Here is a 19,791-nt window from a genome sequence, read left to right on the forward strand (position 1 = left end):
TTCGCCAATTCAAAATAATTGATGTTTTACTTACTATAAATAAGCGACTTTCAAAAAGCAATCAATCTGCTCAAAAAAAGCCACAAAAAAATGATGCCATGCCAGACTCTTACCAAAGAGCGGCTCAGCATCATTTCAGAGCAACAATTAATTAAGATTAAGCTGCTTTAACCAGGCATCCATCTGGGCGTCACTGTTTAAAACTGCGCCTGGCAGGACCTGAACGTCAGCATTGTTTTCCTTGACGGTTCGTTCCAGATAGCTTTGGGCGCGCTCAAAGCCAGAACTGCCGGAAGTTGCAAATCCAGCCAGCTGCTTGCCATTGAGCGGCAGACGATCAATCAGGTCAGCAATCAAGCGAGGCGGAATTCCCCACCAGATTGGAAAACCGATCAGTACCGTATCATAGTCATTGATCGCGGGCAGATCGTCTTTAATTGCAACCCGGCTGGCATGCTGATGCTGTTCAATGGACGTGCGCGAGTTAGGATCATGCCAGTCCAGATCAGCGGCTGAATAAGGCTTTTCAGCATGAATTTCAAACAGATCCGCGCCCAGCTTTGATGCGATTTTTTCCGCGCGCTGCTTGGTCGTATTGGTAGCCGAAAAGTAAAATACAATCGTTTTAGCCAAAGTGATCAGCTCCTTTTATTTTGCTTACTTTTAGTATATTACTAAGCGTCAAGTCTTTAAAATACTTATTTAGTATGCCGGTATGCGTTCTTGGCATAGCATTGATAACGCAGGATCGCGCATCAACATATCAACGCTGCTGATTTGACTTATCCGGCATTATTAGCCAGCTGTTTGATTTTATGTCGACTTTCAATGATCATCCAAACCGCCAGAGCAATAATCAGTACAATGATGCCCAGACCGGTTGCCCAAGTCATCAACCGCGTGTATTGCTGATCATGACTATAGGCGGCAAGCATCAGCGTCTGCAGGTTATACAGAGAGATCAGCGCGGTAACCATAACCACGCTTTTATCGGTCTTTAAGAGAATCGCGGCACGGCGGGTCTTGGCAAAACCACGAAGCACGCTGCCTAAGTTGATAAAGGTATATAGAGCCACGACCAGCAGCACGTTTTGTGAGAAATGCGTCGTTGAGCTTTCTTGATGCAGGATCAGAATCGTCATGCCGCCCAGAATCGGCGTAAATAAAAGCAGCAGCCAGCCGATCATCAAACATGTCTTTAAACGAGCAGCTGGTGAACTGCGACGACTGGTTCGAATCTGATGGCTTAAGATCAAGCGAATCAAAAACAAAAGCAGATAGTAGAATGCCTGCGTGATAAACCATGCTGATCGATACATCATGCCGATCGAAAACGTATAAAGACAATACAAAGTTGCCACCATCAGCCCCAGATAATTACTGATCAAGGCATTTAGGCGCTGATTTTTAAATAGCTGCTCCATTAAGGGAACCCGCTTTAAAAACCGCTGCCAGCCTTGATTAATACCATTGATCAGACTAAGCAAAAGCCAGCCCGCCAAGACTCCGGAAATCACCATCATGATGACTTGCAGCAGCTGGGGAAGCTTTATCATAAAAATCATTGGCTGCAGCAGCAAAAGAATCAAAAGAACGCCAGCCACAGCCGACCATGATTTGAGCAAGCATCGTTTCATTTTGTTGCTCATCTCCTTGACGCTTGGTTTTAAACGTTAATTATATCAAATTCTGGTGATGATCTACCCAACAAAAATCGTTAATCTGTTGATACCATTATTAGCTTGAGACCGTTATAATATTTTGCAACAAACAGCGAGGTGATAAAAAATGAAAGCAGCTCTTTATGAAGGAAAGCACAGTATTAAGCTGACCACACAACCGATCCCAGAATGCGGACCAAATGATGTCTTGATCAAAAACCTGCGCGCGGGTATCTGCGGCTCAGACGTTGCCGTTTATGAACATGGTCTGGCAAGCGGACATAAGATCAAGCTCGATCATCCATTTGGTCACGAAATGATCTCAGTAGTGGCCGCGGTTGGCAAAAACGTTACTGACTTTAAGGTGGGACAACGCGTCTACCCTTACCCATTATTAGCTAGTGGTGACCCTAGCAATGCTGGCAGTCTGGGAGGCTTTTCCGAATATCTGCTGGTGCCAAACGCGCATTTGAATCGCGAGCTTTATCTAGTCCCTGATTCAATCAGCAATCGAACCGGTGCCTTAATCGAGCCATTTACGGTCGGTACGCATGCTGCCTATCAAGCTCATCCTCAACCAGGCGAAAACGCGATCGTATATGGTGCAGGCACAATTGGCATCGCAGCAGCAACCGCTCTGCGTCATGCCGGCTGTCAAAAGATCATGTTGGTCGATCTAAGCGATTATCGTTTATCAATTGCGCGTCAAATGGGATTTGCGACTTGCAACTCTAGTGAAACCGACTTGGAAGCTGCCTGCACTGAGTTTTTCGGCTTGGCTCCCAGCTTAAATGGTCAGGTGCCGGCGATTGACATTACGATTGATGCCGTGGGGGCCGCTGAAATCTTTGATCGTTTTATGGCTAAGGGCCCGATCGACAGCCGCTACGTCATCGTAGGCGTTGCCAAACAGGCTCGTCAGGTAGATCTGCTGTCTTTGACCTACTCATCACGGGCGATTATCGGTTCTGGCGGCTATCGTCCAAAAGACGTTCAGATCGTTTTAGACATTATGCAGCATAACAACGACTTAATCGAAAAGATGGTTACGCACGAGTTTGCCTGGGAAGACTTGGAAAAGGGTATTCAAACCGCAGCTGATCCCCAGCATGCGCTTAACGTTCAGATCGTTTATCAAGATTAGCGTTTATCAATTGTGGTTGGTGAAAATCATTACATTTACGGCTAATTCTAATCGTTTGCCAAAAAAAGTAAGCAGGTTACTTTAAAGTGCCTACTTACTTTTTGTTAACTCCCCTTTTATAATTAATCTCGTAATAAATTGAATAATTCTGAACAAAGGGGCCTTAACAATCATGAAACAATATCAGTTTTTAACGCCGCTTAAGCTGCCCAACGGCGTTACCTTGAAAAACCGCGTCGTAATTCCGCCAATGACCGAACAATTGGCGCTTGAAGATGGTACGGTATCATTGAATGAACTGGACTATCTGAATAAGCGATCAGGGGGCGTGGGCATGTTTATCTCACCAGTTGCCAATGTCAACGAACTTGGCAAGGGTTTTGAGGGTGAACTGTCAGCAGCTGACGATCGCTTTATTCCTGGTCTTGCCAAAATGGCAGCCGTTATGAAGCAGGGTAACTCTAAAGCGATTCTGCAGATTTTCAGCGCGGGCCGCAAAACGACTTCCGCGATTCTGCGGGGAAAACAGCCGGTCAGTGCCAGTGCGGTGCCTGGTCGCCGCGAATTTAATGAAATGCCGCACGCCTTAACTGAAGCTGAGGTTGAACAGACGATCGAAGACTTTGCTCAGGCAGTCAGACGAGCTATTTTAGCCGGTTTTGATGGCGTTGAGATTCATGGTGCCAATACCTACCTGATCCAGCAGTTCTTCTCTCCTCACTCCAATCGCCGTACTGATCAATGGGGCGGCGATGTTATGCAGCGAATGCGGTTTGCTTTAAGCATCATCAAACGCAGCCATGAAATGATTGAGCAGCTGGGCGCGAAACGGTTTATTCTTGGCTATCGTCTCTCGCCTGAAGAAACGGAAAAACCAGGCATTCGCATTGACGATACGCTGCGATTCGTTGACGTATTAGCCGATCAGCCATTAGACTATCTGCACGTCTCCATGGGTAATCTATGGCGGAAATCATTAAACGATCCTGATGAGCAGCGTTTTACGATTTTGCGAATCAAGGATCAGCTGCGCGGTCGACTGCCCTTAATTGGCGTTGGTTCTTTGAAGACGCCTGCTGACGTAGAAAAAGCAATGGCAGCTGGTATCGATCTGGCAGCAATTGGCCGTGAATATCTGGTTGAGCCGCATTGGATCGAAAAAGTTCAGGCCGGTCGAGAAGCTGATATACGCTATGAAGTTGATCCCAATGACGCTGAAGAACTGGGATTGTACCCGCCACTGATGAATTTTCTAACCAGCGGCATCCCTTTCCCGTTTAAGAGTCGACAGCAAGAAAACGGTAATGACGCGATTTTCTCTAAATAGAATATTTTAATAGCAGTGTCAGAAAGCCCTGAAGCTTCCAACACTGTTTTTATTTTCATCATTAGCGACAGCATCTGCAAAAAGAAAGCGTTAATTGTGCACAAATTAGTTAATCAACCACAATAGATAGTTTTTGAATCGGTAATTACCCATTTCATTTGATTTATTCTTCCTATTGATAATGTGATTTAGTTCACTATTAAGTCATTTTTTAACATTTGTTCAAAAATAGTTCAAATATTCTCGCTATACTTTAGTCATAGTCGAAACAGCAATGACAAGGAGGTTTTAATCTATGTACTCTAACCTATCCAAAGGTCTGATGGCCACTCCGCTAGCAGCCGTTTTACCGCAGACAGGCAATACCGTAAGCATGATTTTTGCCACTGCCATTGGTATTTTGATGGCGATCCTGGCCATAACGCTGATTGTGGTTGAGATCAAGAAACGTTCCTCCTAATGTTTAAAAAGGAGGAACATTATGAAATTCAACCTGGCCCTGATTATCGCCATTACGGTGTTTGCACTCAGTATTTTGGCAGTTGGCCGCATCCTGGTTGGCTTGATCGTATCAAATCTGCATCAGATCAACAGTCTGAATCGTGAGCAGCTTGATCAAAAATCAGCCCATCATCGCTTCTCGGTCGTGATTCCCGCATTTAACGAGGAAAAATTTATCCGTCGCTGTGTTGAGTCAGTCTTAAACCAGACTTATTCCAACTACGAGATTATCACGGTTGATGACGGATCAAGTGACCAAACGGGGATGATTCTGGATGAACTGGCCAGGCAAAATCCCAAGCTGCGCGTAATTCACCAGCCGAATCAAGGCAAGTCGGTGGCAATCAATCATGCTTTAAAAAAATTTGCGACCGGCGATTTGATCATGGTGCTTGATGCCGACTCATATCTCGCGCCTGACGCTTTGACCAGCATGGCGCGACGTTTTGACGATCCCCGCCAGCTGGGGGTCAGTGCCAACGTTCGAATTACCAGGCCCCATAATCTATTGGAATACGTTCAAAAAGTCGAATACCTGCTTGGTTATCGGCTAAAGGGATCTGAGGAGCTTTTGGGAATTGAATATATCATTGGCGGGGTTGGCTCAACTTTTCGCAAGGCAGCCATGCTGGAAGTCGGTGGCTATGACACTGACTCGATCACTGAAGACATTGACTTTACGATGAAGATGATCGACTACTTCGGCAACAGCAATCGTCAATTCGGCTATGCGGATGACGTTATCGCTTATACTCCGCCAGTCAGCAGGTTTTCTCAGCTGCTCAAACAGCGCTATCGGTGGAAACAGGGCCGCTTTAAGGCTTTATTCAAGCATCGTCGCGTAATCTTTAATCGGGATGCTAAATACACCTTTAAGCTCACGTTTTGGAAACTGCCCAAGGTTTTCTTTGAAGAATTTTTGATGCTGATCGATCCATTGCTGCTGCTTTGGATTTTAGGCATCATCCACTACTTTGCCGACTTTTCAACGATTTTTGCCATCCTGGGTCTCTATTATCTTTTCGCCATGGCTACCTTTATTCCAGAAGATCTTAAATTCTGGGAACGCATCCGTTTGATGATGGCAGCGCCGTTTGCCTACCTGATCCTGTATCTAATCAATATCGTTGATTGGATCTCATTGATGCGCTGTCTATTCAATATGAAGCGGATCGCTGGCAATGAAGACAAGACTGCTAAATGGCAGCACGTTGATCGCTAAACAAAAGCCACAAGTTCTGAATTCAATCAGTGCTTGTGGCTTTTTTACATTTAATGTTTTTGACGACGCTGTACTGCTTTAACGATTTCAACGATCAGTACCATCAAGACGCCAGCTCCAATCACAATGCCCCACTGAGCCGCATTCAGCTCGGTAGTATGAAAGACTGGATTCAGTGATGGGATGAAGATCGTGCCCGCCAAAAGAATTGCCGAACTTAAAACTGCCCAGTTAAAGTAGCGATTCTTAAATTCGTCAGCTTTAAAGATCGTTCCCTGCAGCGATTTGCAGTTGCAGGCATGCAGCAGCTGAATCAGGCCTAGGGTAATGTAGGCCATGGTCAATGCATCGGCATGAATCAGCGCGGATCCTTGATGAACCGGGTAGAGAATACCCAAAGCGTAAACGCCCAGCGTCAAGAGCCCTTCCAGGATGCCTTGGTAGATGATGTTGAAACCGACGCCATGGGCCAAAAAGCTGCCTTGATTACCCCGTGGCCGATGTTTCATAACATCACCTTCAGCTGGCTCGACTCCTAGTGCAATCGCTGGAAAGGTATCAGTAACCAGGTTGATCCACAAAATCTGAACCGGTGCTAAAATTGACCAGTTCATCATCGTCATGATTAAAAGCGTCAAGACTTCGCCAAGGTTGGCCGAAAGCAGGTATTGAATGGCTTTTTGAATATTGGCAAAAACCTTGCGTCCTTCTTTGACCGCGGCAATAATCGTAGCGAAGTTGTCATCAGCCAAGACCACATCAGCTGCGTTCTTAGAAACCTCAGTCCCGGTAATACCCATCCCAACGCCAATGTCAGCCGTCTTAAGCGCTGGTGCGTCATTAACCCCGTCACCAGTCATGGCAACGACTTTATCATGTGCCTGCCAAGCCTTGACGATCCGGACTTTATGTTCAGGGGCAACCCGTGCGTAAACCGAGTATTGGGCGACTTGATCCTTCAACTCCTGATCACTGAGTTCATTCAACTCTTGACCGGTAATCGCGCCGTTTTCATCACCTGGCTCGATGATTCCCAATCGTTCAGCAATCGCCCGTGCCGTTGTTTTATGATCACCAGTAATCATCAGTGGACGAATACCGGCTTCCTTAGCTTCTTGAATTGCCGCTTTGACTTCAGGGCGTGGCGGATCAATCATCCCTGACAGTCCAATAAAGATCAGCGACTGCTCAACTGCAGCCGGGTCGTCACTTTGACTCTCAGCATCTGTCAGCGGCCGATATGCATAGCCAAGCACTCGCAATGCCTGTTTGGCTAATTGGTGATTGATTTTAAGAATCTGCTCACGATCAGCGGCCGTCATCTCACGTACCTGCTCACCGTCAAGGATGCGATCGGCACGCGTTAGCAGTTCGTCAACCGCCCCTTTCAGATACAAGGTCGGCAGCTTGTCATTGACGGCGACCGACATCAGCTTACGTTCTGAATCAAATGGCCATGAGTTAAGCCGGGGATAACGATTCCTAAATTCGTCAATATCCAGTCCTTTATCAATATAAAACTGCCACAGCGCCGTTTCGGTCGGATCGCCCAACAGTTCTTTTTGACTGCCCCGCTCAGCATCATTAGCCAGGATCATCGCCTTGGTCAATGGTGAATCAGCATCAATCTTAAAATCATTCGCGGCCGTAACCTGACCATTCAGCATCAGCTGTTCGATCGTCATCTGATTTTTAGTCAGCGTCCCCGTTTTATCAGACGCAATAATTTCAGTGGCCCCTAGTGTTTCAACGGCCTGCAGCTTACGAATCAGAGCGTGGCGCTTAGCCATGGCTTGGGTTCCTAAAGCCAGCGTAATCGTAACAATTGCCGGCAGCCCTTCCGGAATTGCGGCAACCGCCAGTGAGATGGCAGTCAGCAGCATATCCAGTGGCGTTTCGCGCTTGGTCAGCATTCCCAGTGCAAAAATAATGACGGCGATTGCCAACACCAGAACACTGAGAATCTTACTGAGATGAGTAATATTGCGCTGCAGCGGCGTGACGGTCTGTTCGGCACTGTTCAGCATCTGAGCAATCTTGCCAACCTCGGTATCCTTGCCAGTCGCGACTACTACTGCCTCTGCCGTACCAGCCGTCATACTGGTATTCATAAAGCCCATGTTATGCTGATCGCCTAAGGCAGCCGATTCAGCATCGATTACAGCTTCATCCTTGGTTACGGCAACCGATTCACCAGTCAGAGCTGCTTCCTCGACTTTAACGTTTTGCGTCTTTAAAAAGCGCACATCAGCTGGAATAACGTCTCCAGCCTCTAAAAGAATCACGTCGCCAACTACCAGTTCCTTGCTGGAAAGCTGAGCAATCTGACCATCTCTTCTGACGCGCGTGGTTGGCGTACTCATTTTTTGCAGCGCATCAATTGCATTCTCGGCCTTGGTCTCTTGAAAGACGCCAAATGCGGCATTTAAAATCACGACCAGCAAAATGATGATGGCATCTGACAATTCACCAGCAAATGCCGCTACCACTGCTGCTGCCATTAGAATCAAAATCATCAGGTCTTTAAACTGGGCAATGATTCTTTGCCAAAGCGTGATCTTTTTTCCTTGGGGCAGCTCATTAGGACCATTTTTCTGCAACCGTTCCATGGCTTCGGTCGTCAGCAGTCCTTGTGGCGTTGCGTGAAGTCGTTCTAAAACCTGCAAGGTGGTTTGACGATAAAATTGTTCTTTCATAGACGTTAAACCCCTCTCCGTATTTAATAATCCCTTTCTACAACAACTATTACAACATAAGCATAACATTGATACTGCAGAGATGATAGGGATTACAGGCAGGATTCTGCTAAAATCATTCAACGACAAGTTATAAGATAGGTTGTCAAAGTCTGATCAGCCAATTACAATGATTCAGAAAGTCAAATTATGAATCAATTATAAAGAAACGAGGCGCTTGCCGTGACCAAACCTAAAATTGCGTTTATCTGTACGCATAACTCTTGCCGCAGTCAGATTGCCGAGGCATTGGGCAAAAAGCTCGCTGGTGATGTTTTTGAAAGCTATTCGGCGGGGACCGCGATCAAAAATCAGATCAATCCTGATGCCGTTCGCTTAATAAAAAAAATCTATGGCATTGATATGGAAGCATCAGGACAATATAACAAGACGCTTGATGCATTGCCGCCAGTTGACGGTATCGTTACCATGGGCTGCGGCGTGAAATGTCCCTATCTGCCGGCTAAATGGCGGGTTGATTGGGGGCTAAACGATCCAACCGGCCAAGCCGATGATGAGTTTATTAAAGTTATCAAGCAGATTGAAAAAAATATTTTGGCGCTCAAGGATCAGATCAAGCAATCGCTGCGTTAATTTTTTCAGCAAAATAAATCATTCAATCGTCCCATCCAGGCATTTGTTTATGCTTAGATGGGACTTTTTTGAATGTTACCCAGTATTTTTACTGATTCAAAATCAATAGTCGCAAGCGCTGCCATTAACAACTTTTAGCTGGTCATCGGCACGGGACGCTTAATTATCAGCGTTAATGACTTAAGACTATTAACTTATGCCTTTTAATGCGTTAAGCTATGCCCAATCTTAAAAATCAATTTGAAAGCGAGGTTTTTTACATGCAAGCAACGATTCAAACAACGGTGAAACGAAGCGAACGCAAAATTGCCAGCAACATTTTAAAGGGTTCTTTGGGCAACATGATTGAATGGTTTGACTGGTATGTCTATGCCTCGTTTGCCATTTATTTTTCCGGCGCCTTTTTCCCGGCTCATAATCAAACAGCCGAGCTTTTGGCTACTGCAGGCGTCTTTGCCATTGGCTTTTTCATGCGGCCGCTGGGATCATTCGTGATGGGCCGTTTTGCTGATCGAAAAGGTCGTCGCGCCGCATTGACGCTTTCGGTTTCGATCATGGCAGCCGGCTCATTGATTATTGCGTTGGTCCCAACCTATGCGCAGATCGGTATCTGGTCACCGATCATCTTGATTGCAACTCGACTGGTACAAGGCCTTTCATTAGGTGGCGAATATGGAACCTCGGCAACCTACATGTCAGAAATGGCATCCCCAAATCGGCGCGGTTTTTACTCATCCTTCCAATATGTCACGCTGATTGGCGGTCAATTAAGTGCACTGCTGGTACAGATTATTCTGCAGGCCATCTATACCAGCCAACAACTATATGCCTTTGGCTGGCGGATTCCATTTGCCATTGGCGCGGCTGGTGCGATGGTCGTATTATGGCTGCGGCTTTCAATGGAAGAATCCGATCAGTTCAAGAACAGCAACCGCAACAATCGCCAAGCTGGGACACTGCGTCTTTTAGCCCACTATCCAAAACAGGTCCTGACGGTTGTCGGGATGACGCTTGGCGGCACGATCAGCTTCTATACCTACACTACGTATCTGCAGCAGTTTATGATCAACACGACCGGTCTTTCTAAAAAAACGGCAGCCATGATCAACTTTGTGGCGTTGCTGGTGATGGTTGTGCTGCAGCCGCTATTTGGGCATCTGTCGGATCGAATCGGCCGTAAGCCACTGCTGATTTTCTTTGGGATTGGCGGTACGCTGTGCACGGTTCCACTATTCACGCTGATGGCTGGCGCATCAACTGCTTTGGAAGCACTACTATTAATGATTGTAGGCATTGTTATCGTTTCCGGCTACACTTCAATCAATGCCATTGTTAAGGCTGAGCTTTTCCCATCTGAAATTCGGGCATTGGGCGTAGGGATGCCTTATGGTCTGACCGTGGCCCTGTTTGGCGGTACCGTAAACTACATTGCTTTATGGCTGCGTTCGATTCACCTCGAATCTGCCTTCTTCTGGTATGTATCCGGTGCAGTATTTATTTCGCTGCTGGTCTACGCGTTCGTACTTAAGCCAGGATCCTTGATTGATGAGGAAATGACTGAATCCACGACTACTGACTAAACGATTGCTTTTGATAAGCATAGGTAAGCAGGCGGTCATTTCAAGATTGAGATTGCCAGGTTTCTGGCTGACCATAATTAAAAGAGATCAACGAAGTAATTGATCTCTTTTTTATTTTGCCCAGTTCAGCTATTCTTTTTCCGGTTTAAACGACAGCTTGATCTTGCCATTAAGAGTATTGCTAAGCTTTTGCAGATCAACCAGGCTGACGGTTTGCGCCTTGGCTTCCTCCAATGCATTAAGCTCGGCTAACGGAACGCCAGCCGCATGACTAAGGGTTTCTCGCGTCCAGCCTTTATCTTGACGCAGTTTGATGATACGATAAGCCAGTTTGGCAGCCGGATCTAATTTAACGGCTTCTTCCAGCGGCTTTTGGTGTGCAGCAGCATAGATCAGATTCGTCATCTTCTTTTTGGTCAGCCCACCCTTAACATGACGGGCAAAGAAATCAAGGTTGTCTTGACCGATTTTTTCACCCAGGTCATTAGTGAGTTTATGCATTGCCTGATAAGAATCATAAGAATTGTCTTTCAGCTCTTCAAAACGGGCTTCCAATCGTTTGCGGATGTCTTTTTTCTTCATGTTAGGTTTCCCCCTCTGAATCAATTAAACTACAGGATATCACTTTATCAAGTTTTTGTAAGCGGTTTATTAAAATTGTTTTTAAAAATCCCATGCCCACTGACATGAGATTCCTTAACCACTGAGGGCTAGCAGCCCCTGCCAAACAATTGTGCTTGGCAATCGCGGAGGTGAGGAATCGAACCCCACAGCTTGGAGCATTGCAAATAACAGCGTTTAGACCGGCACTCCGCAAATTTGTAAATTTCTAAATTATCGTCGTTGCATTTATGTTTGGCGAAATCAGCAAAATTCACAAAATCTTCAAAAATTATCTTAACGCATCAGTATGATTTTGTCAAACAGATGTTCGTAAAATAAAAATTCCCCACTTCATTTTGGAAGCAGGGAATTGGTCTTGCCAATACGATTTGACAAACGCTCCAAACTATCAGCTGACTTAGCTCGCTGATACCGGCAGATTCAAAAAGCTGATAATCTCTTCAGCAATGGCAGCTGGACTCAAGCCATCCGTTTTAATGGTCAGATCGGCACAGGCATTGTAGTTGACCTGGCGCTGGGCCTGCATGTCGGCAATGCCCTTTTCGTCCAGCGACTGTGCCAGCGGCCGACCATTGTCACCGCCAATTCGCCGCAGCGTTTCAGTCGCACTGGCTTTCAAAAGCACTACCGGCGTTGGCGAGTCTTTAAGCATGGACAGATTGTCAGGGCGCATCGGCGTGCCACCACCAGTTGCCAAGATTCCCTGGTCAGATTTCAGAATATCAGCCAAGGTATCATGTTCCAGCTGACGGAAGTATGGCTCGCCGTTTTGGGCAAAGATGTCCGGAATCGGCATGCCCGCACGCCGAACGATTTCAACGTCCAAATCAGTAACTGGTGTGTTCAGCATCTCACCCAGCAGCCGACTGACGGTAGTTTTGCCGCTTCCCATAAATCCTATCAAAATCAGTTCCATTTTGCTTCCTCCTAATGATCGAGTTCTTCTCGGTCGGCCTTGGCTTTTGAAAATACGGCAAAAAGTTTTTCTTGATCATCGGCGGCAATTACCTGCCGCAGTGACTGCAGCTCGTTTAGATATTCGTCAAGCTGTTGAACGATCAGCTCACGGTTGTTGTGCATGATCGCGCTCCACATGGTCGGATCTGACTTGGCAATTCTGGTCGTTGACTTAAAGCCACCCGCCGCCAGCTTTAAAAGCTCGCGATGATCCTTAAAAGTAGCCGCCGATTGAGTCATCAGAGCAGTCGCAATCACGTGGGGAACATGACTGAGCTGCGCGACGATCTTGTCGTGCTGACGAGCATGAATTAAGTACCAATTGACGTTCAGACCGCTTAAAAGATCTTTAAGTTCGCTAACTCCCTTTGAGCCGCTGGTTGGAACCAAAAAGTAGTAGGCGTCTTTGAAAAGATCGACTCGACCAGCTTGAATGCCTGATTCATGTGAACCGGCCATTGGGTGCCCCCCGATAAAGATATCGCCGCGCTCAATCAGCGGTTGGGCAGCATCAATAATCGTCTGCTTGGTACTGCCGACATCGGTAATGATCACTCCTGGCTTTAGTTCCAACTGAGCCAGATCATGCAGGTCTTTTACGATTGCTGAGACTGGCCCGGCAAGGATGATAAAGTCGGCTTGATCCGCTTGGTATAGATTGGTTCCCGCGTCGTCAATCAGCCCCTGTTCAATGGCAAAATCCAGTGTGGCCGTTGAAATATCGCTGCCCACAATGCGATATTGGGGATGCTTTTGCCGAATCGCGCGAATCAGAGTACTGCCAATCAGCCCCAATCCTTTGACAAACACCGTCGTCATGCCAGGTCGCCTCCCAAAAGCCGTTCTAGATCCTGGAAGAATCCGGGGTAAGACACGCTGACTGCATCGGCATTAGCAAGCTGCAGCGGTCGATCCGCTTTGAGAGCCGCAATTGCATCCATCATACCGATGCGATGATCGCCATAGCTGTCCAGCTGATCATTATTGATTGCCCACTGACTTCTTCCCTTGATGATCATGCCATCCGTCAGTTCTTCGACTTCAACGCCCAGTTTGCGCAGTTCGGCAACTACGGTTTGAATTCGATCCGTTTCTTTTACCCGCAGCTCCTCGGCCCCACGAATCGAGCTGGTTCCCGCGGCACAGGCTGCCAGCAGCGCCACTAGCGGCAACTCATCGATCACGGCCGGAATGTCTTCAGCTTCAATCTGAATCGGCTTGAGCTGACTGGTCGCAATCGTAATATTGCCCAATGGTTCGCCATCGGTTGGCAGTGCTTCAATCTGCAGATCCGCGCCCATTTTCTGCAATACGGTAATGATGCCGGTTCGTGTAGGATTAAGGTTGACGCGTTCCAGTCTGATTCTGGAGTTCGCAACGATTGCTCCTGCCGTCAAGAAAAAGGCTGCCGATGAGATGTCACCAGGCACCTCAATCGTTTGCCCCGTCAATTCCGGTTTCGGTATGACGCGAATCGTTTTTTGATCTGCCGCGGTTTGAATATTGGCACCAAACTGATTCAGCATGATCTCAGTGTGATTTCTGGTTGGCAGCTTCTCGATGATGGTTGATGGCGTATCGGCCTGCAGTGCAGCAAAGATCAGCGCGCTTTTGACCTGGGCACTGGCTACCTGCATTTGATAATGAGTGCCATGCAGCTTTTGCCCGTGGATTGTTGCCGGCAGCGTCCCATTATCAGTCAGCTCAATTCGCGCCCCTAAATGACTCAGGGGTTCACTGACCCGCTTCATCGGACGTTTCTGCAGCGAGGCATCCCCAAAGAGTCGGGTCTCAAAGTCACGGCCCGCCAAGATCCCCATCAGCAGCCGGGTAGTCGTTCCTGAGTTGCCCATATCAAGTGGTTGAGCAGGCTCTTTAAGCGCGTCGATTCCGTTGCCGTAGATAATGACGGTTTCGCCATCCCGCTCACTTTTGACCCCCATGGCATTAAAAGCCGCCAAAGTTGACAGACAGTCGTCACCAGCCAAAAAATGATGAATCACCGTTTTGCCCTTACTGATTGAACCAAGCATGACTGCCCGATGCGAGATGCTCTTATCACCAGGAACCGTCAATGATCCGTGCAGTCCATGGGGTGCCGTGACTAGTTTTTTCATGACGTTTCCTCCTTAGTATTCGCGCATTTCCTGACGCCAGGCTGCGACTTCTTCTTGCAGGCGTTCCAGGCTGGAAGCTTCAAACGCATCCGTAATTGCCTTGGCCAGTTCGATGGCAACGACATTTTCAACCACCAAAGATGCTGGCACGATCGCGGTTGTATCAGAGCGTTCGACATTGGCTTTAACTGGCTCATGACTGGTGACGTCAACGGTCTGCAGCGGCTTGTATAAGGTTGGAATTGGTTTCATCGCCGCGTTGATGATAATTGGCATCCCGTTGGTCATCCCGCCTTCAAAACCGCCAAGATGATTGCTCAGGCGTGAGTAGCCGGTTTCTTGATCCCAGCTGATCTCATCCATCACTTGACTGCCAAGCCGCACCGCGTTTTCAAATCCATCACCGATTGAAACTCCCTTCATGGCATTGACGCCCATTACGGCTGCGGCTAGTTTGCCATCTAATTTGGTATCCCAGCTGACATGACTCCCCAGACCAGCTGGTACGTTTTCGGCAACGACGCGGATCACCCCGCCCAGCGTATCGCCATTGCGCTTGGTTTGATCAATCAATTGATGAATTGCCTCGACTTTGGAATTGTCGATAATCCGCAGATCGTTTTGGGCAATCAGCATCTGGATCGCCTTGACATTGGCTGGTTGGTTGCCGCGCGCATCAATAAAGCCCACCTGCTGTACGTAACCAACGATTGAAATATCCAATGCGGCCAGCAGCTGCTCGCAGATATTGCCGACTGCAACCCGCATGGCCGTCTCTCGTGCTGATGATCGCTCCAAAACGTTGCGCAGATCACGATGTCTGTACTTCATTCCGCCAACCAGATCGGCATGTCCAGGACGCGGATGGTTAACCTTGCGTACGGTATTTTCCGGTGTGGCTGGCGATGTTGGATTCATGATCTCTGACCAATGCGCATGATCGCGATTTTTGACTGTCAATGCGATTGGTGAGCCCAGCGTTACGCCATGACGAACGCCACCGACGATCTCAACCGTGTCATGTTCGATTTTTTGGCGGTTGCCGCGTCCATAGCCTCCTTGGCGAGCGGCCAGCGCTTGGTTGATCTGATCAACATCCAAGTGCAGGCCAGCGGGGATTCCTTCTAAAATTCCCGTCAGCTGTGGTCCATGCGATTCACCGGCAGTCAAGTAGTTCATAAATGTTCCTCTTTTCTAATTTTCCTGTTCCGTATTCAATAGTTCAAACTCATTACTCCAGCTTTTTGGCCTCATCCATGATAGTTTGGAAAATCGCCTGAATAGCTGGTTTTAAGGACGGATCCGTGACCTGTCCTCTAAGGCGATTCAAAACCGCCTGTTCGCGTGCCTCGTCTTTTACCGGCAGATTGGCAGCCTGCTTGACCATGCCCACCTCTTTGACAATGGCAAAACGCTGCTCAAGCAACTGCAGCATTTTTTCATCGATGTCATTGATCTGATCACGCAGAGCGTTTAATTGCGGAGTCTCCATCTGTTATCCTTTCTTTTCAGCAAGCAGTACGATGACAGCTACCAGGATCCCGATTCCTGCCATCACCAGATCACCAGCCATAACTGCGGCCATACTGATGTCGGAAAGCATCCCGGTAATGATTGGTACCGTAAACGAGGCAATGCTGCCGAAGAAGTAGAAGACGCCAGTAATCATGCCGCGGTGCGTTGGGTAAAGCTTCATGAAGATCGTCAGGCCGGTCTGCATGATTCCGCTGGCCGCGCTGAAACCGAATGCGAACGAGGCAATCTGCATCATAAGGAGCTGTCCGCTTTGCATGATCACCAACAGGGCTGCTAGGGCAATTGCGTTTACGATCAGCAGCAGGCGCGATTCCTTAACGTTGCGTCCCAATAAGGCAAACAGTACCAAAACCCCAGTGATTGAGCCGATACTGTAAAGCGAAAGCAAGAAATGGGCCGCGCTATCTGACATGTGCATCGTCTGCTGAGCAAACATCGTGATCCATTGCGTAAACCAGATCATCAGAGCCATTGAAGAGTAGCCGTACACAACCAGCGCGCCAGTCATGACTTTTTTGGCAACTCCTTTGATCTCAGATTCCTGCTCATTAACGGCACTGCCATCAGCTTGATTGGCAGCTGGGAACTTAAGCGGCAGAATCAGACAGAAGTTGATTGCCAGCAAAATGACCATTGCCATGAAGCTCCAGCCAAACCACATTCCTTGACCAGCCAGAATCGTAACCAGAATTGGCAGAATGAATTCGCCAACGGAAACGAAGGCCTTGATCAGAATCGTGTAGGCTCCGTTGCCGCCATTCATTTCAACAAAAGTCGTGTAAGTACCGGCATCAAGCGATGAATTGGCGACCCCCGCCAGGATGGCAAAGAAGTAGGCAATCCAGATGTTTTTCGCCATTGGCATGCCAAGCGCAAATACCGCGTAGCAGAACATCCCTAATTCAACGAAAAACTTGCGGCTGATCTTGTCCGACAAAAAGCCGGTAATCAGGTATGAGATCAAGCGGCCAATCCCGATCCCCGAAATTACGAAGGAAACGATTTTGATGGGTTGATTCCAGGCCGTTCCTAGACTGTTCATGTTTTGCGCCAAAATAATCAATCCCATTCCGTGTACCAGGTAGTTGAGGTACAGGCTGACGGAAAGACGTCTTTTAGCAGTTGTATCGATCTGATTTTTTGCAATCTCCATAAATAATCCCCCTTAGTCAGGTACTAAAAAAAGTCAGCCAGTTTTGAGACGTCTGCCTCATCAATCCAGCTGACCTTCTGCACAATACTTTTTATGAAGGGATGTACTTAAGGTTGGTTATTTAAAGAAGAAGTAAGCTTCGTCTTTGCTGGATTTAGAGTTGCCCGGCAAAGACGCGCCAAAATGCGACTCTGCTCAAGCGCTGAACGTCTCGCGTTCGCGCTTGAGCAGCACGAACGCTATCCGAAAGCATAATAAGCAAAGCCGAAATAAAACGCTGGTCGATTTTGGCATTGAAGTTTCATGATAACTTCTCCTTTCAATAATTTGTTGCTAATATTAAAACACTCTAATCTTATCTCGTCAACCTCTAATCATAAAAAAGGTTGATTATTTTTGATCTCTTGATATTTTAGTCTTTTTAAACAAATAAACAGTGGCAAATTCTCATTTTCGACTAATCAATTACCTGAACGCCTTCCGTATCAGGTTCAATTTCCAATAATGGATCACTAAGTCCGGCCTGTAAAAGCAGCTGCTTAAACCGCGGAATCCCCTGTTTATCGATAATCGTCATGACGGTCGGACCCGCGCCGCTTAAATAGGTCGCCAGCGCACCGGCTTCATGACCGATTTCGCGAATCTTGGCCAGTTCCGGTACGAGCTTGGCACGCGGCTGTTCGTGAAACTCGTCAGCCTCCATCAGTTCACCAACCAGATCATAGCGATTGGCAAACAGGCCGGCTACCAAAACGTTGGCAATCGCGCTGCCATGCGTTGCCTGTTTTAATGTCAGGCTGGCTGGCAGGGCCGCTCTGGCATCAGCAGTCTTTAGATTATATGACGGCACATAGGCAGCCAGCGCGTAAGGAAGCAATGGCGCCTGAATAGCATCGAAATGACCGTTAACGTTGGTACCAATCACCAGGCCGCCTAAGATTGCCGGTGCGACGTTATCGGGATGGCCCTCGATCTCGCAGGCAATCGCTACTTTTTCATCATTGCTCAACTGCAGCTTGCCCAAGACATTGGCCAGTTCAATCCCAGCAACAATGGCACTGGAACTGCTGCCCAGACCATGAGCTACTGGAATGGCCGACTGCATTTTCAAATGATGCGGCGGCAGGTCGGCTTTGATTTTTAATGCCGTATCGATGATCATATTGGACTGGTCATGCGGCAGATCGTCAAAGTCGTGATCGATAACCCATTCGTCGCTGGGTTCAAGTACGTCCAGCGTAAGGTAAAGCGAAACAGCCATCCCAATTGAATCAAATCCCGGTCCCAGATTGGCACTGGAAGCTGGTACCTTGATCTGCATAATCATTCCCCCTAGTTTTCCAAAACCTTGTAAGCCGCATTAAGCTTAATCGAGTCGGCCTGCTGCAGTTGTTTTTTGAGCTCCGCCAATTGACTTTGTGACAGCTCGTGCGTGATTACGGCTACATGAGCAATGCCTTCATCCTTGATTGGTGCCTGCACGATTTGACTGAAACTGGCTTTGATATCAGCCATGATCCTGGTAAATTTAAGCATCTGTCCAGAAACGTCCGGCATCGTCAATGAAAGATAGTAAGGGTAGCGCACGTTGTCGGGATCAGCTGGCACGTATTCGCTTTGATAGGTATTAAACGCGTGGCCGCTGGTACCCATGATCAGATTCTTAACCTCTGAAGTAATGTCGCTCAAGACACTGTTGGCAGTTGGCAGACCACCGGCACCTGGCCCATAAAACAGCGTGTCCCCAACGGCCTTGCCAGTAACCATAACGGCATTGAATTCATTGTTGATCGTTGCCAGTGGATGATCTTCTGGAACCAGGGTCGGCGCTACATCAACGAACACGCCGCCATTGATGACCTTGGCTGAGCCGACCAGCTTGATAACGTAGCCTAGTGACTCGGCTTGGCTGACGTCATAGGCATTCAGAGTATCGATTCCTTCCGTTTTGAAATCATCAATCCTAAGCTGTGCTCCAAAGGCAAAATAGCTCAGAATGATCATTTTGTAAGCCGCGTCCTTACCCGTTACGTCGTTGGTTGGATCGGCCTCGGCAAAGCCCAGCTCCTGTGCTTTTTTCAGTGCTTCTTCATAGGTCCAGTGCTTTTGATTCATCTGAGTCAGGATATAGTTGGTCGTACCATTAACGATTCCTTTGACCTCAAGAATATTGTCAGCCGCAAAACTATTGACGATCGTGCGCAGAATCGGGATCCCGCCTGCCACGCTGGCTTCATACATCAGATCACAGTGATTCTCATAAGCCAACGCTGCCAGTTCCGGACCATATGATGCAATCAGGTCTTTGTTGGCAGTTACCACGTTTTTATGTGCTTTTAGCAGTCGCTCAATATACTCTTTGGCAGGATGAATCCCCCCAATCAGCTCAACGACGATCTGAATTTCTTCATCGTTAAGCACTTCTTCAAATTCAGTCGTCAGCTTGGTAACCGTGGCCGCGTTTTGATGCTTTTCTGGATGACGAACCACGACCGTCTTGACTGACAGTTCGCGACCAATAATATTGCGAATCTTGTTCTCGTTGTTTTCAATCATTTCCAAAACGCCAGAGCCGACAGTCCCCAGCCCCAGCATTCCCAGTTTGACAGTTTCCATAGCGCTGCTCCATTCTCTGTAGTT

18 protein-coding genes are annotated in these 19,791 nt (G+C 47.6%); 6 read left to right on the forward strand and 12 right to left on the reverse strand.

Translation table 11 applies throughout. From position 1 onward, the window contains the following. Positions 1 to 147: 147 nt before the first annotated feature. Both ABC765_RS05955 and ABC765_RS05960 read right to left on the reverse strand, forming a co-directional pair. Positions 148 to 633 carry a flavodoxin gene (locus ABC765_RS05955; RefSeq protein WP_347979922.1) on the reverse strand — a complete coding sequence of 162 codons (486 nt, stop codon included), beginning with the start codon at positions 631 to 633 and terminating at the stop codon, positions 148 to 150. Positions 634 to 782: 149 nt separating this feature from the next. Further along, positions 783 to 1,637 carry a hypothetical protein gene (locus ABC765_RS05960; protein WP_347979923.1) on the reverse strand — a complete coding sequence of 285 codons (855 nt, stop codon included), beginning with the start codon at positions 1,635 to 1,637 and terminating at the stop codon, positions 783 to 785. 151 nt (positions 1,638 to 1,788) lie between these two features. Between ABC765_RS05960 and ABC765_RS05965 the strand changes: the two genes are divergently transcribed. The 4 genes from ABC765_RS05965 to ABC765_RS05980 all read left to right on the forward strand — a co-directional run bounded on the left by ABC765_RS05965 (position 1,789) and on the right by ABC765_RS05980 (position 5,855). Next, positions 1,789 to 2,805: an alcohol dehydrogenase catalytic domain-containing protein gene (locus ABC765_RS05965; protein WP_347979924.1), complete on the forward strand. Its 1,017-nt coding sequence runs from the start codon at positions 1,789 to 1,791 to the stop codon at positions 2,803 to 2,805. A gap of 172 nt (positions 2,806 to 2,977) precedes the next feature. Next, positions 2,978 to 4,132: an NADH-dependent flavin oxidoreductase gene (locus ABC765_RS05970; RefSeq protein WP_347979925.1), complete on the forward strand. Its 1,155-nt coding sequence runs from the start codon at positions 2,978 to 2,980 to the stop codon at positions 4,130 to 4,132. A gap of 295 nt (positions 4,133 to 4,427) precedes the next feature. Then, on the forward strand, positions 4,428 to 4,592 hold the full coding sequence (locus ABC765_RS05975; protein WP_080749628.1) for an LPXTG cell wall anchor domain-containing protein: 165 nt from the start codon (positions 4,428 to 4,430) through the stop codon (positions 4,590 to 4,592). Between the two features lie 21 nt (positions 4,593 to 4,613). Continuing rightward, positions 4,614 to 5,855 carry a glycosyltransferase gene (locus tag ABC765_RS05980; protein WP_347979926.1) on the forward strand — a complete coding sequence of 414 codons (1,242 nt, stop codon included), beginning with the start codon at positions 4,614 to 4,616 and terminating at the stop codon, positions 5,853 to 5,855. 50 nt (positions 5,856 to 5,905) lie between these two features. Here the strand turns inward: ABC765_RS05980 and ABC765_RS05985 are convergent, their stop codons facing one another. Further along, positions 5,906 to 8,551, reverse strand: coding sequence for a cation-translocating P-type ATPase (locus tag ABC765_RS05985; RefSeq protein ID WP_347979927.1), 2,646 nt, complete (start codon positions 8,549 to 8,551; stop codon positions 5,906 to 5,908). 222 nt (positions 8,552 to 8,773) lie between these two features. Here ABC765_RS05985 and ABC765_RS05990 point away from each other — a divergent pair, with 222 nt between their 5' ends. Next, positions 8,774 to 9,184 (forward strand): arsenate reductase ArsC, encoded by a 411-nt coding sequence (locus ABC765_RS05990; RefSeq protein ID WP_347979928.1) that lies wholly within the window; start codon positions 8,774 to 8,776, stop codon positions 9,182 to 9,184. Positions 9,185 to 9,444: 260 nt separating this feature from the next. Next, positions 9,445 to 10,764, forward strand: coding sequence for an MFS transporter (locus tag ABC765_RS05995; RefSeq protein ID WP_347979929.1), 1,320 nt, complete (start codon positions 9,445 to 9,447; stop codon positions 10,762 to 10,764). Positions 10,765 to 10,893: 129 nt separating this feature from the next. Here the strand turns inward: ABC765_RS05995 and ABC765_RS06000 are convergent, their stop codons facing one another. From ABC765_RS06000 to ABC765_RS06040, 9 genes are all read right to left on the reverse strand, one after another. Then, on the reverse strand, positions 10,894 to 11,346 hold the full coding sequence (locus tag ABC765_RS06000) for a helix-turn-helix transcriptional regulator (protein ID WP_347979930.1): 453 nt from the start codon (positions 11,344 to 11,346) through the stop codon (positions 10,894 to 10,896). A gap of 439 nt (positions 11,347 to 11,785) precedes the next feature. Beyond that, positions 11,786 to 12,304, reverse strand: a complete 519-nt coding sequence (locus tag ABC765_RS06005; protein WP_347979931.1) for a shikimate kinase — start codon at positions 12,302 to 12,304, stop codon at positions 11,786 to 11,788. An 11-nt stretch (positions 12,305 to 12,315) separates the two neighbouring features. After that, positions 12,316 to 13,164: a prephenate dehydrogenase gene (locus ABC765_RS06010; RefSeq protein ID WP_347979932.1), complete on the reverse strand. Its 849-nt coding sequence runs from the start codon at positions 13,162 to 13,164 to the stop codon at positions 12,316 to 12,318. Continuing rightward, positions 13,161 to 14,462: a 3-phosphoshikimate 1-carboxyvinyltransferase gene (gene aroA / locus ABC765_RS06015; RefSeq protein WP_347979933.1), complete on the reverse strand. Its 1,302-nt coding sequence runs from the start codon at positions 14,460 to 14,462 to the stop codon at positions 13,161 to 13,163. Before aroA ends, ABC765_RS06010 begins: the two co-directional genes overlap by 4 nt. Positions 14,463 to 14,474: 12 nt before the next feature. Beyond that, on the reverse strand, positions 14,475 to 15,641 hold the full coding sequence (gene aroC, locus ABC765_RS06020; RefSeq protein WP_109588200.1) for a chorismate synthase: 1,167 nt from the start codon (positions 15,639 to 15,641) through the stop codon (positions 14,475 to 14,477). A 52-nt stretch (positions 15,642 to 15,693) separates the two neighbouring features. Next, entirely contained in the window at positions 15,694 to 15,954 is a 261-nt protein-coding gene (locus tag ABC765_RS06025; protein WP_347953278.1) for a chorismate mutase, read from the reverse strand. 3 nt (positions 15,955 to 15,957) lie between these two features. Further along, on the reverse strand, positions 15,958 to 17,151 hold the full coding sequence (locus ABC765_RS06030; RefSeq protein WP_347979934.1) for an MFS transporter: 1,194 nt from the start codon (positions 17,149 to 17,151) through the stop codon (positions 15,958 to 15,960). A gap of 457 nt (positions 17,152 to 17,608) precedes the next feature. Further along, positions 17,609 to 18,472, reverse strand: a complete 864-nt coding sequence (gene thrB, locus ABC765_RS06035) for a homoserine kinase (protein ID WP_347979935.1) — start codon at positions 18,470 to 18,472, stop codon at positions 17,609 to 17,611. Between the two features lie 11 nt (positions 18,473 to 18,483). Further along, a complete protein-coding gene (locus ABC765_RS06040) occupies positions 18,484 to 19,767 on the reverse strand; it encodes a homoserine dehydrogenase (RefSeq protein WP_347979936.1) in 1,284 nt (427 codons plus the stop codon). Positions 19,768 to 19,791 lie beyond the last annotated feature (24 nt).

Origin of the sequence: Limosilactobacillus sp. WILCCON 0051 (assembly GCF_039955095.1) — a bacterium.
GTDB lineage: Bacteria > Bacillota > Bacilli > Lactobacillales > Lactobacillaceae > Limosilactobacillus > Limosilactobacillus allomucosae.

Excerpts from the sequence above, each read along its gene's own strand:
- ABC765_RS05960 (WP_347979923.1), bottom strand. The coding sequence starts at position 1,637 with ATGAAACGATGCTTGCTCAAATCATGGTCGGCTGTGGCTGGCGTTCTT.
- ABC765_RS05965 (WP_347979924.1), top strand. The coding sequence starts at position 1,789 with ATGAAAGCAGCTCTTTATGAAGGAAAGCACAGTATTAAGCTGACCACA.
- ABC765_RS05970 (WP_347979925.1), top strand. The coding sequence starts at position 2,978 with ATGAAACAATATCAGTTTTTAACGCCGCTTAAGCTGCCCAACGGCGTT.
- ABC765_RS05975 (WP_080749628.1), top strand. The coding sequence starts at position 4,428 with ATGTACTCTAACCTATCCAAAGGTCTGATGGCCACTCCGCTAGCAGCC.
- ABC765_RS05980 (WP_347979926.1), top strand. The coding sequence starts at position 4,614 with ATGAAATTCAACCTGGCCCTGATTATCGCCATTACGGTGTTTGCACTC.
- ABC765_RS05985 (WP_347979927.1), bottom strand. The coding sequence starts at position 8,551 with ATGAAAGAACAATTTTATCGTCAAACCACCTTGCAGGTTTTAGAACGA.
- ABC765_RS05995 (WP_347979929.1), top strand. The coding sequence starts at position 9,445 with ATGCAAGCAACGATTCAAACAACGGTGAAACGAAGCGAACGCAAAATT.
- ABC765_RS06000 (WP_347979930.1), bottom strand. The coding sequence starts at position 11,346 with ATGAAGAAAAAAGACATCCGCAAACGATTGGAAGCCCGTTTTGAAGAG.
- ABC765_RS06005 (WP_347979931.1), bottom strand. The coding sequence starts at position 12,304 with ATGGAACTGATTTTGATAGGATTTATGGGAAGCGGCAAAACTACCGTC.
- ABC765_RS06010 (WP_347979932.1), bottom strand. The coding sequence starts at position 13,164 with ATGACGACGGTGTTTGTCAAAGGATTGGGGCTGATTGGCAGTACTCTG.
- aroA (WP_347979933.1), bottom strand. The coding sequence starts at position 14,462 with ATGAAAAAACTAGTCACGGCACCCCATGGACTGCACGGATCATTGACG.
- aroC (WP_109588200.1), bottom strand. The coding sequence starts at position 15,641 with ATGAACTACTTGACTGCCGGTGAATCGCATGGACCACAGCTGACGGGA.
- ABC765_RS06025 (WP_347953278.1), bottom strand. The coding sequence starts at position 15,954 with ATGGAGACTCCGCAATTAAACGCTCTGCGTGATCAGATCAATGACATC.
- ABC765_RS06030 (WP_347979934.1), bottom strand. The coding sequence starts at position 17,151 with ATGGAGATTGCAAAAAATCAGATCGATACAACTGCTAAAAGACGTCTT.
- thrB (WP_347979935.1), bottom strand. The coding sequence starts at position 18,472 with ATGCAGATCAAGGTACCAGCTTCCAGTGCCAATCTGGGACCGGGATTT.
- ABC765_RS06040 (WP_347979936.1), bottom strand. The coding sequence starts at position 19,767 with ATGGAAACTGTCAAACTGGGAATGCTGGGGCTGGGGACTGTCGGCTCT.